Origin of the sequence: Streptomyces sp. NPDC088732 (assembly GCF_044751205.1) — a bacterium.
In the GTDB taxonomy this organism is placed as follows: domain Bacteria; phylum Actinomycetota; class Actinomycetes; order Streptomycetales; family Streptomycetaceae; genus Actinacidiphila.
Genome location: NZ_JBIVLI010000028.1, coordinates 111552 through 122610 on the forward strand (window position 1 = coordinate 111552; position 11059 = coordinate 122610).

Sequence of the window (11059 nt, forward strand, 5' to 3'; positions counted from 1 at the left end):
TTTCACCGTCGGTGAGGAACGGGCCCGCCACGGACGGGCTTCCCTTCCTGCTTTCCAGAGTGACCTCACCCATGCGGTACGGATGCCTGAGAGATTCCGGGGAGGGTTTGCTCCTTCGGCGCCCGGCGGCCGGTGCTTCGCACCGCCAGGACTCTCCCGCATGGGGTCGCCAGCCACTGTCAGCCTACCAGCGGCGTTCGTTGAACGGTCATGTGACAGCGGACACCTTTCGTGCCTAAATAGGAGTATTCGCGACCAGTTGGAGGGACCGTGCAGACCGGTATCGATCCGCGGAGCCTGATCGGGCGCAGGGCCTTCGACCGCAACGGAATGAAGATCGGAACGGTCGACGAGGTGTACCTCGACGACGCCACCGGCGAACCCGAATGGGCCGCGGTGCGCACCGGGATCTTCAGCCGCGACGCCTTCGTCCCGCTGGAACCGAGCGAATTCGGCGAGGACGGGCTGCGCGTCCCGTTCGACAAGTCGCTGATCAAGGACGCCCCGGACTTCGGGGTGGGCCGGCATCTCTCCCCGGAGCAGGAGCTCCAGCTCTACCACCACTACGGGATGTCCGGCCCGGGCGCCGTCACCGGGCCGGGCGACGAGCCGCCGCCCGACCGGGACTTCGGCAAGCTCGCCGGCGACAGCTGACCCTCGGCCCCCGGCTCACCCGGATAACACCAGCGGCAGCGCCTCGGACGGCTCCAGATCCGGGTCCGTCACCGCGAAGGTGCGCACCCGCCCCGGCACGGCCGACTTGGGCTCCTCGAAGCGCACGGTGACCCGGCCGACACCGCTGCCCTGCACCCAGCCCGCGCCGTACTCCGCGTGCCGGACGTCCTGACCGGGCATCCAGCGCCGTTCCGCGGCGGACGGCACCCGAGCGGCACCGGCGGGCGGTTCCTCGTCCGCGTCCGCCCGGGCGGCGCCCTCGTCGTCGGGGACCTCCTCCGCGCGCTCGGCCGCCTGGGCGAACAGGTCCTCCTGCGTGAAATCCGCCAGCCCGGCCACACCCACACCCAGCAGCCGCACGCCGCCCGTGATGTCGACGGCCTCCAGCAGCCGCTCCGCCGTCTCCCGCACGACGACGGGGTCGTCGGTCGGCGCGCGGAGCGTCTCGGACCGGGTGAGCGTCGTGAAGTCGTACCGGCGCACCTTCAGCACCACGGTGCGGCCGGAGCGCCCGGCCTCGCGCAGCCGCCGCACGCAGCGGTCGGCGAGCCGGTCCACCTCCAGCCGCATCCGGACGCGGTCGGTGAGATCGACGTCGAAGGTGTCCTCGACGGAGATCGACTTGTGCTCGCGGTCGGGGACCACGGGCCGTTCGTCCACCCCCAGGGCCATGCCGTGCACATGCGCGCCGTGCGCCCTGCCCAGCAGGCGCACCAGCTCGGCCTCGCCCGCCTCCACGACGTCCCCGACCGTGGTGATGCCGCCCCTCCGCAGGTGCTCGGCCGTGGCGGGACCCACGCCCGGCAGCGTGCGCACCTGCATGGGCGCCAGCAGCTCGCGCTCGGTGCCGGGCTCGATGACGACCATGCCGTCCGGCTTGGCCTGCTCCGAGGCGATCTTGGCGAGCAGCTTGGACCCGGCCAGCCCGACCGAGCCCGTGAGCCCCGTGGCCGCCCTGATGTCGCCTCGCAGCCGCTCCCCCACGCGCCTCGGCTCCTCCGCGATGCCGCCCGCCTCCAGGTCCACGAACGCCTCGTCCAGGCTCAGCGGCTCCACCAGCGGTGACAGCCGGGCCAAGATCTCCATGACGACATCGCTGACCTGCCGGTACACACCGAAGCGCGGCACGAGGTACGCCGCGTTCGGGCAGAGCCGGCGCGCGTGCGCCATCGCCATCGCCGAATGCACCCCGTGCACCCGGGCCTCGTACGAGGCCGTCGCCACCACGCCCCGCGGGCCCAGCCCCCCGACGATGACCGGCTTCCCCCGCAGACTCGGCTTCGCGGCCTGCTCGACGGCAGCGAAGAACGCGTCCATGTCCAGATGGAGGATGGTCGGCGCGCTTCTCACGTCACCGATGGTGCCCTACGGCACCGACAGCCGCCGTACGGGCGTACGGCGGCTGTCGGTGCTGTGGGAGTCGTCCGCCGGTCCGCCCCGGCGGCACACGGGTCAGACCGCGCGGTTGCGGCGCCGGGCGAGTTCGTCACCGGGGTTGTGGCCGACCAGCGTCTCGCCGGTGTCGACCCGCTCGCCGTGCAGCTGCGACAGCCCGCTCTCCACGTCCCGCCACACCACGCCCACCGCGATCCCGAAGATGCCCTGGCCGCCCTGGAGCAGGTCCACGACCTCGTCCGGCGACGTGCACTCGTAGACGGTGGCGCCGTCGCTCATCAGGGTCATCCGGGCCAGCTCCGCGGGGCCGGTGGACCGCAGGTGCTGCACCGCGGTGCGGATGTTCTGCAGGGAGACCCCCGTGTCGAGCAGCCGCTTGACGATCTTGAGGACGACGACGTCCTTGAAGCTGTACAGCCGCTGGGTGCCCGAGCCGTAGGCCGGACGGATGCTGGGCTCCACCAGTCCCGTACGGGCCCAGTAGTCCAGCTGGCGGTAGGTGATCCCGGTCGCCGCGCAGGCCGTGGGCCCGCGGTAGCCGACGCTCTCCCCCGCCCCTTCCGGCTCCTGGCCGGAGACTTCGCCCGCGCCCCCGCCGGAGGCCACGGCCGCGTTGCGGGCCAGGGCCGCGCGCATCGGGTACGGGCCGCCAGCGGCCATACCGTCGCCGGTGCTTCTCACGCCGACCTCCCGTCCCTTCGCACCCCTGAGGGCACGCGCACGTGCCATCGGGACTTTCCATCTCGACGGTAGGCAGTCACTCCGGGTGCGTCAACGATCGCCACGCTCGGCACGCCGAGTGATATCAACCCCTGGAGTGGTTTCCCGTATCCGTTCAGGGGGTAAGGCTCGTCGAATGGTCCGCGCCGGACCTCACTGACTGCTGGTCCCGAAGTCCTCGGGCGAGATCTGATCGAGGAACTCGCGGAACTTCTCGACCTCGTCCTCCTGCTCGTCGGGGATGGCGATGCCGGCGTCGTCCAGCACACCGTCGCTCCCGTAGATGGGGGTTCCGGTCCGCAGGGCGAGCGCTATGGCATCGGAGGGACGGGCGCTCACCTCCACGCCGCTGGCGAACACCAGCTCGGCGTAGAACACGCCCTCGCGCAGGTCGGTGATCCGGACCTCGGTCAGCCTCTGGCCGACGGCCTCGAGCACGTCCTTGAAAAGATCATGGGTCAGCGGCCGCGCGGGCGTCATGCCCTGCTGCGCGAAAGCGATGGCGGTGGCCTCCCCCGGCCCGATCCAGATGGGCAGGTAGCGGTCGCCTCCCACTTCCCGCAGGAGCACAATCGGCTGGTTGGAGGGCATTTCGACCCGGACACCCACGACGTCGAGCTCGTTCACACAGCAACCCTAGGACGTGCTCGGCAGGTTTGGGTAGTCGGGACGGGTCCGGCCGGTCACCGGCCGGGCCCCCTCCCGGTCACTCAGCGTCAGAAGAGCCGGATCAGAAGAGCCGGATCCTGAGGGCCGACTGGACCAGCGCCGCGTGCAGGCGCACCGACAGCGCCGCCAGCTCCTTGGCGGTGGCCTCGGCGTGCGTCCTGGTCTGCGGATTGCGGTGCAGCCGCAGCGGGGCCACCACCTGCTCCACCAGACCCGCCTCGCGTTCGGCGGCGGCCTTCACAGCGCGTAGATGACGCGGCTCCAGACCGAATCGTCCCAGATCCGCCACGAGCTTGGCGATGTTCACCGTTTCGGCGTCGTAGCCGCCGTCCGGGCCGGCCTCCACCAGCCCGTAGGACTCCCACTGCGCCAGTTCGGCGTCGTCGGCGCCCGTGGCGGCCATCAGCTCGTCCCGGCCGATCCGCAGTCCGGGAGGGCCGTCCGGCTCGATGCCGCCGGCCTCCAGCAGCTCCCGGGGCTCCGCGGGGGCGGGCAGCGGCAGCGGCTCGCCCCGGTCCAGGGCGTCCAGGTGCTCGCGGATCACTTTCAGCGGAAGGTAGTGGTCCCGCTGCATCCGCAGGACATGACCGAGCCGCTCGACGTCCCTGACCGAGAACTTCCGGTAGCCGGACGGAGTGCGGTGCGGTTCCACCAGCCCCTCCGCCTCCAGGAAGCGGATCTTGGAGATGGTGACCTCGGGGAACTCCTCACGCAGGTCGTTGAGCACCGCTCCGATGCTCAGCGGTCGGTCCTCCGCGGTGGCGGTGCCGTTGCCGGCACCGCCCGACGGTGTACGAAGCATGAACCTTCCCTCGCGGGGTCAGGCGCCCCACTGGCTCGCGTAGAAGACCAGCCGGTACTTGCCGATCTGAACCTCGTCACCACTGGCCAGGGTCACCGAGTCGATGCGCTCCCGGTTGACGTAGGTGCCGTTGAGGCTGCCGACGTCGGAGACCGTAAAGCTGCCGTCCTGGCCGCGCCGGAACTCGACGTGCCGACGGGAGACGGTGACGTCGTCCAGGAAGATGTCACCTTCCGGGTGGCGGCCGGCCGTGGTCAGCTCGGCGTCCAGCAGGAAGCGGCTGCCCGAGTTGGGACCGCGACGCACGACCAGCAGCGCCGAACCCGGGGGCAGCGCGTCGACCGCCGCCTGGGCCTCCGGGGACAGTGCGGGAAGCACGGTCTGCCCGGTGACCTCGGCCTCGTAGGCCTCCAGGCCGGAGATCGAGATCGTGGACGTGGTCTCGGAGGCACGTTCCGACGGCACTCCGGCACGCAGCGGCGCACCGCAGTTGGAGCAGAAACGACTCGCTTCCGCGTTCTGGAAACCGCACCGCGTACAGACCGGCAAGGACCCTCCACCCGTGCTGGAGCCTGATGGTTGACCGAAACCTATGCGCCCCGATGCGGCAGGGTCAACAGAAACCGCACCATGACCGCCCGAAATGTCGCCACCCGGAGCAGCGCCCTGATCCCGGAACAGCGGGCGATCCTCGCCCATGGACTCATCTTGCGTGTGCCGCGGCGCCCGGTGACGTGCCGTAGGGCTGTCACCGTCCGGACGCGCACTCTTGCCGAACCACTTACCGAACAACTTCACGGGCGATTCCCCTTGAACGACACAGACCCGCCCGTGGGGCAGGACGAACCCTCAGTCACGACCAACACACAGTTTCCCTCACGCACCACCCCAACGGTGCGGCGACCCCCCGCATTCTCCTGCCCTCCCCCGTGCACCCCCACTCGTGCCCGGCTCACCGGGATGACGACTGAGCGTAGTCAGGCTGCTCCGGCGGCCGCAAGGCATCCACGACGATCTTCTGCGAACGCGTCACATCGACCGTGGCCTGCTCCTTCTCCAGAGTCTGTACCACGCCGCCCGGGATGTTCAGGGCGGGTTCAAGATCTTGTGGATTACCGATGACCTTGAAGCGGTACGGCTGGGACACCTTGTGGCCGTCGATCTCCACGGCGCCGTCGGCACCCTGGGTGAAGTACGTGTCGGCGACCACCCGGATGTCGTTGATCTGGATCGCCTCGGCCCCGGCGGCGCGGAGTTCCTGCAAAGTGTCCAGCAGCATGTCGGACTCGACACCGCCGCTGGTGTCGGTGACCGTCAGCGTGATACCGGGGCCCTGCGCCGCGACCGTGCCTGCCAGCACGCCGAGTTGGGCGGCCTTCTGCTCGGTCTGCTTCCGGGCCTCCTCGGCCTGGTCGGAGCTGTTCTCCAACTCCCGGCGCTGGTCCTCCAGACGCTGCTTCTCGTCCTCCAGGCGCTGTGTGCGGTTGTCCAGCTCGTCGAGGATCCGCACCAGGTCCTCCTGACGGGCGCCGCGCAGCGCGCTGGTGTCGCTGGTCGAACTGACCTGGATCGCCAGGCCCAGTCCGAGCACGAACAGCAGCAGCGCGACGATGAGCTGCGCGCGACTGGCCCGCGGCGGCCAGAGGCCGGCCTTGAGCCGCTGGCGGCCCGTCGACACTCCGGTGGACGGCGCGGGCGCCTGCTCGTGGGGCTCCTGCGGCCCGGGGCCGGAACCGGGCCCGGCATCGGGCAGCGGCGCCGACTCCTGGGCGGGCGGCGCCTCTTCGGGCTCCCGCGGGCCGGCACCGGGCACGGCCGCCGGCGGCAGCTCCGGGGACTCGGGGAACTGCGGCAACTGCGGCCGGGCCGGCCGCCGCTCGGGGCCGGCGTCGGGCCCGCCTTCGGGCGCGCCGGACCCGGTGCCGGGTCCTTGCGCCGGCTCCTGCGGTTCCCGGCCGTTCTCTTCGTGCCGGCCGTGCTCGTCCGTCATCGTGCTGTCACGCCCGGAAGACATGGCGGCGGATGGCCGCCGCGTTGGAGAAGATGCGGATGCCGAGGACGACCACCACACCCGTGGAGAGCTGGGCCCCGACCCCCAGCTTGTCACCGAGGAACACGATCAGGGCCGCCACCACGACGTTGGAGAGGAAGGAGACCACGAAGACCTTGTCGTCGAAGATCCCGTCGAGCATGGCGCGCAGACCGCCGAAGACGGCGTCGAGTGCGGCCACCACGGCGATGGGCAGGTAGGGCTCGACCACCGTCGGCACCACGGGGCGGACCACCAGGCCCACCACCACTCCAACGATCAGGCCCAGTACGGCGATCAATTCGTGCCCTTCCCAGTTCCGTTTGCGGCCGGCGAACCGGCCGAGGGGACCGGCGTCGCATAGCGGATGATCAGACTCGGCGCCGCCGGCAGACTCAGCTTCTCCTCCTGGGAGATGCTCACGCGGATCCCGTAGTTCTCGTGCAGGACGTGCAGATACTGTCCGTCCGCACTGTCCTGGAACGACGTACTGAGGTGCTGCGGGTTCCCGATCGCCGAAATCGTGTAGGGCGGCACCAGGGGCCTGTTGTCCACCAGTATGGCGTCTCCGGCGGCGCGGATGGCCGAGAGGGCGGTGAGGCGCTGCCCGTTGACCGAGATCGCCTCGGCTCCCGACGCCCACAGTCCGTTGACGACGCGCTGCATGTCGCGGTCGCGGACCCGGCCGGTGTCCGAGAAGCCACTGGTGGTCCGCGGATTGCCACCACCGCCCGAGGACGCCTCCTTGGCGTCGTCGACCTTGACCTGGATACCGGGACCGGTCACCGCCGTCGCGCCCGCCAGCAGCGCCACCTGCTCGGCGCCGCCGCCCTTCTCCTTCAGCGCCTGGCGCTGCCTGGCCGCCACGTCGTCGCGCAGCGTGTCCACGCTGCCCTGCAGTTCGTCGGCCGCGGCCGTCTCCGACTGGATGCGGTCAATGAGCTTCTGCCGCTCCTTGGCCAGCGTCGGGGCGGCGACCTGCGTCTGCGCCGCCCCCACCGTGACCACGACGGCGGCGAGCACCAGCCCGAACGCGAGTAGCAGTTTGCCCCGCAGCGACCCCGGCAGCCGGGAGCTGCCGGTCGCACCCCTGCGTGCCGCGGCCTCGGCATATCCGTCGTCGAGGCTGTGCTCCATGACGTTGGTGAGCAGCGACATGGAGGCATCGGGGCGCCGGTTCACCGCCCTGTCACTGGGGCTGCTCCGATCGGGGTGCTGCTGCGGCATGCCGCACATCGTCGCACGTCGCCGCCCCCGACCTCGAACGGGCCCCTCCCGGCGCGCCGTTGCGCGCGCCGGGAAGAGCCCGTGAGCCGTATGCGGAGTGTGATCAGCGGCCCGCGCTGTCCACGATCGCGGACCACTCGTCGAGCAGGGCCTGCGCGGACGCGTCGTCCGGCCCCTCCGCCCATACGTGCGTGACCGCCTCGGACGGGTCGGGCAGCACCATCACCCAGCGTCCGTCGGACTCGACCACGCGCACCCCGTCCGTGGTGTCGACGGAGCGGTCCCCCGCTTCCTCGACAACCCGGCGCATGACCAGGCCCTTGACCGCCCACGGCGTCGCCAGGTCCCGCTTGAGGACGTGGGCGCGCGGGATACGGGCGTCGATCTGGCTCAGGGTGAGCTGCGTCCTGGCCACCAGGCCGATCAGCCGCACGAACGCGGCAGAGGCGTCGAAGACACTGCTGAACTCGGGCACGATGAAGCCGCCCTTGCCGTCGCCGCCGAAGATCGTCGACTCCTGGCGGCAGACCCGGGTGAGGTCGTCGGGCGACGTCGTCGTCCACTCCACCTGCGTACCGTGGTAGGCCGCGACCTGCTCGGCGATGCGCGTCGTCGTCACCGGCAGCGCCACACGGCCGCTGCGGCGCTCCGCGGCGACCAGGTCGAGCATGACCAGCAGCGCGCGGTCGTCCTCGATGATCTTGCCGCGCTCGTCCACCAGCGACAGCCGCTCGCCGACCGGGTCGAACCGCACACCGAACGCGGCCCGCGAGGACGCCACGATCTCCCCGAGCCGCACCAGGCCCGCCCTGCGGCCGTCGGAGGTCTCGGTCGGGCGCGCCTCGTTCAGGCCGGGATTGATGGTGAGGGAGTCCACGCCGAGCCGGCCGAGCAGGCTCGGCAGAACCAGGCCCGCGCTGCCGTTCGCGGCGTCCACGACCACCTTCAGGCTCGCCTCGGCGATGCCGGAGGTGTCCACGGCCCGCAGCAGCGCACCGGTGTAGGAGTCGAAGACGCTCGACGGGAAGTTGAGGTCGCCGATCTCGCCGGGGAACGCGCGGCGGTACTCCTGGCGCGCGAAGACCCGGTCCAGTTTCCGCTGCCCCGCGGCCGACAGGTCCGCGCCCCGCTCGTCGAAGAACATGATGTCGACCGAGTCGGGGATCCCCGGGCTGGTACGGATCATGATGCCGCCGGCGCTGCCGCGCGCGGTCTGCTGCCGCGCCACGGGCATCGGCACGTTCTCCAGGTCCCGCACGTCGATGGCGCTGGCCTGGAGGGCCGAGATCACCGCCCGCTTCAGGGCACGGGCACCACGGGAGTGGTCACGGGCCGTCGTGACGGTCGAGCCCTTCTTGAGCGTCGTCGCGTACGCGCCCGCCAGCCGCACGGCCAGCTCCGGGGTGATCTCCACGTTCAGGATGCCGGAGACACCGCGCGCGCCGAAGAGATTGGCCTGCCCCCGGGACTCCCAGATGACCGAGGTGTTGACAAAGGCGCCGGCCTCGATCGTCTTGAAGGGGTAGACGCGGACATTGCCCGCGATGATCGACTCCTCGCCGATCAGGCACTCGTCGCCGATGACCGCGCCGTCGTCGATCCGCGCCGCCCGCATCACATCGGTGTTCTTCCCGATGACGCAGCCGCGCAGATTCGTCTGGGGCCCGATGTACACGTTGTCGTGCACCACGGCCTTGTGCAGGAACGACCCCGACTTGACGACCACGTTGGAGCCGACCACGGAGTGCTCGCGGATCTCGGCCCCGGCCTCGACCTTCGCGTAGTCGCCGATGAACAGCGGCCCGCGCAGCACCGCGTCCGGGTGGACCTCTGCGCCCTCGGCGACCCACACCCCGGGCGAGATCTCGAAGCCCTCGAGCTCGACGTCGACCTTGCCCTCGAGGACGTCGGCCTGCGCCTTGATGTAGCTCTCGTGCGTGCCGACGTCCTCCCAGTAGCCCTCGGCGATGTAGCCGTAGACCGGCTTGCCCTCCTTCATCAACTGCGGGAAGACGTCGCCGGACCAGTCGACGGAGACATCGGCCTCGACGTAGTCGAAGACCTCGGGCTCCATCACGTAGATACCGGTGTTCACCGTGTCCGAGAAGACCTGGCCCCAGGTCGGCTTCTCCAGGAAGCGCTCGACCTTCCCCTCCTCGTCGACGATGGTGATGCCGAATTCCAGGGGATTGGGCACCCGCGTCAGGCAGACCGTGACCAGCGCACCCTTTTCCTTGTGGAAATTGATGAGTTCGGTCAGGTCGAAGTCGGTCAGTGCGTCACCTGAGATCACCAGGAACGAATCGTCCTTGAGCGCGTCCTCGGCGTTCTTGACGCTGCCGGCGGTGCCGAGTGGCTTTTCCTCGTTCGCGTACGTGAGCTCCATGCCGAGCTCCTCGCCGTCGCCGAAGTAGTTCTTGACGAGTGAGGCGAGGAACTGCACGGTCACCACGGTCTCGGTCAGACCATGCCGCTTGAGCAGCTTGAGCACATGCTGCATGATCGGCTGATTCACGACCGGCAGCAGCGGCTTGGGCATGCTCGAGGTCATCGGGCGAAGGCGTGTGCCCTCGCCGCCGGCCATCACGACGGCCTTCATGTCGGAAGCGTCCTCCTTGAAGAGACGACTGGCTTGCCGACCTCACCCGCGCTTCGGACCTGTGCGGTCCGGCGGACCACCTGGTCACACGTCGGGTACCCGGCGGGAGGCCAGTCCTGCCGGGGATCGCGGGCTCAATCGGCCGTGGCGTCCGCTCTCACGAGTCGGCGGACCTGGACCACGTACAAGATTCCTGCCCACCAGTAGAGGGTTGTACCCCATCCGGCGAACGCCCATCCGAAAATAGCAGCGAGCGTGTTCAGCCACCCGTCACCGTCACTGAGCAGCAACAGCGGGAACGCGTACATGAGGTTGAAGGTCGCGGCCTTGCCCATGAAGTTGACCTGCGGCGGGCCCCAGCCGCGGCGCCTCATGACCAGGATCATCACCCCCAGGACGACGTCCCGGGCCACCAGGATGGCCGTCAGCCACCAGGGGAGGATCCCGCGCCACGTCAGGCCGACGAGCGTCGACACGATGTACAGCCGGTCCGCGGCCGGGTCCAGCACCCTGCCGAGGTTGCTGATCTGGTTCCAGCGGCGCGCGAGCTTGCCGTCGAGGTAGTCGCTGATGCCGCTGAGGGCGAGGATGAGGAGCGCCCAGCCGTCGGCCTTCGGGCCGCCGAACTCCGGCCACAGGATCAGCCACAGGAAGACCGGCACGCCGGCCAGCCGTGCCATGCTCAGGATGTTGGGGATCGTGAAGACGCGATCCGTCTGCACCCGTGTCTCCTGGACCTCCACCGGGGGCCCCTCCTGTTTGTGCGTATGCTCCGAATGATTCCACCCGACCCTACCCCAGGGCACAAAAAAGCCTGTCCCCGGGGATCGTGATCGATCTCCGGGGACAGGCTGAAGAATTGTTCGGCGGCGTCCTACTCTCCCACAGGGTCCCCCCTGCAGTACCATCGGCGCTGAAAGGCTTAGCTTCCGGGTTCGAAATG

The 11059-nt window shown here is 70.0% G+C and carries 10 protein-coding genes, 1 rRNA gene, 1 pseudogene and 1 riboswitch; of the genes and pseudogenes, 1 reads left to right on the forward strand and 11 read right to left on the reverse strand.

What is annotated here, in order from left to right:
- Positions 1–64: 64 nt before the first annotated feature.
- Positions 65–169, reverse strand: a riboswitch (glycine riboswitch).
- A 101-nt stretch (positions 170–270) separates the two neighbouring features.
- Positions 271–654, forward strand: coding sequence for a PRC-barrel domain-containing protein (locus tag ACIP9H_RS35930; RefSeq protein ID WP_401594635.1), 384 nt, complete (start codon positions 271–273; stop codon positions 652–654).
- On the opposite strand, the pseudogene ACIP9H_RS35935 reads toward ACIP9H_RS35930, so the two are convergent.
- The 11 genes and pseudogenes from ACIP9H_RS35935 to rrf all read right to left on the reverse strand — a co-directional run.
- A pseudogene (locus ACIP9H_RS35935) lies at positions 564–2025 on the reverse strand (DNA polymerase IV). The gene ACIP9H_RS35930 and the pseudogene ACIP9H_RS35935 sit on opposite strands and share 91 nt — an antisense overlap.
- 102 nt (positions 2026–2127) lie before the next feature.
- On the reverse strand, positions 2128–2799 hold the full coding sequence (locus ACIP9H_RS35940; protein ID WP_401594633.1) for a MerR family transcriptional regulator: 672 nt from the start codon (positions 2797–2799) through the stop codon (positions 2128–2130).
- Positions 2800–2943: 144 nt separating this feature from the next.
- Positions 2944–3417, reverse strand: a complete 474-nt coding sequence (locus ACIP9H_RS35945) for a bifunctional nuclease family protein (protein WP_360912680.1) — start codon at positions 3415–3417, stop codon at positions 2944–2946.
- A 103-nt stretch (positions 3418–3520) separates the two neighbouring features.
- The gene (locus tag ACIP9H_RS35950) at positions 3521–4261 is read right to left on the reverse strand and encodes a MerR family transcriptional regulator (RefSeq protein ID WP_401594630.1); all 741 of its coding nucleotides are present in this window, start codon (positions 4259–4261) and stop codon (positions 3521–3523) included.
- An 18-nt stretch (positions 4262–4279) separates the two neighbouring features.
- The gene (locus ACIP9H_RS35955) at positions 4280–5101 is read right to left on the reverse strand and encodes an FHA domain-containing protein (protein ID WP_401594927.1); all 822 of its coding nucleotides are present in this window, start codon (positions 5099–5101) and stop codon (positions 4280–4282) included.
- Between the two features lie 112 nt (positions 5102–5213).
- Positions 5214–6275, reverse strand: coding sequence for a DUF881 domain-containing protein (locus ACIP9H_RS35960; RefSeq protein WP_401594627.1), 1062 nt, complete (start codon positions 6273–6275; stop codon positions 5214–5216).
- Complete coding sequence (locus ACIP9H_RS35965) at positions 6259–6591, reverse strand: small basic family protein (RefSeq protein WP_003984969.1); 333 nt, start codon at positions 6589–6591, stop codon at positions 6259–6261. The genes ACIP9H_RS35960 and ACIP9H_RS35965 overlap by 17 nt, the downstream gene beginning before the upstream one ends.
- Positions 6588–7526 (reverse strand): DUF881 domain-containing protein, encoded by a 939-nt coding sequence (locus ACIP9H_RS35970; protein WP_401594622.1) that lies wholly within the window; start codon positions 7524–7526, stop codon positions 6588–6590. Before ACIP9H_RS35970 ends, ACIP9H_RS35965 begins: the two co-directional genes overlap by 4 nt.
- 94 nt (positions 7527–7620) lie before the next feature.
- Positions 7621–10116 carry a sugar phosphate nucleotidyltransferase gene (locus ACIP9H_RS35975; protein WP_401594619.1) on the reverse strand — a complete coding sequence of 832 codons (2496 nt, stop codon included), beginning with the start codon at positions 10114–10116 and terminating at the stop codon, positions 7621–7623.
- A gap of 134 nt (positions 10117–10250) precedes the next feature.
- Entirely contained in the window at positions 10251–10859 is a 609-nt protein-coding gene (locus ACIP9H_RS35980) for a CDP-alcohol phosphatidyltransferase family protein (protein ID WP_401594617.1), read from the reverse strand.
- Positions 10860–10977: 118 nt separating this feature from the next.
- Positions 10978–11059, reverse strand: a 5S ribosomal RNA gene (gene rrf / locus ACIP9H_RS35985); the annotation flags it as partial.